General features: G+C 43.6%; 1 protein-coding gene. It reads left to right on the top strand.

Features of this window, described 5'->3' with window-relative positions:
• Positions 1-369 (top strand): hypothetical protein (locus tag HC176_RS17610; protein ID WP_209309797.1); only part of this gene is annotated, 369 nt, incomplete at both ends.

The following is a 369-nucleotide window of genomic DNA, read 5'->3' as shown; positions in this document are numbered from 1 at the left end:
ACCTGACTATCAACAACAGCACAACTTCTGAGGAATCCGCAACAGCTTGTGATTCTTACACCTGGAACGGAACTGAATATACAGAAAGCGGTGTTTACACTTTTGAAAGTCAGAATGAGGCGGGATGTACCAATGTAGCAACCCTAAATTTGACTATCAACAACAGCACAACTTCTGAAGAATCTGCAACAGCTTGTGATTCTTACACCTGGAACGGAACTGTGTATACTGAAAGTGGTGTTTACACTTTTGCAAGTGAGAATGAAGCGGGATGCACCAATGTTGCAACCCTTAACCTGACCATCAACAACAGCACAACTTCTGAGGAATCTGCAACAGCCTGTGATTCTTACACCTGGAACGGAGTTG

Source organism: Tamlana crocina, assembly GCF_012037625.1.
The sequence above is the reverse complement of the archived record's forward strand: the minus strand, read 5'-3'. Positions and strand labels throughout refer to the sequence as shown.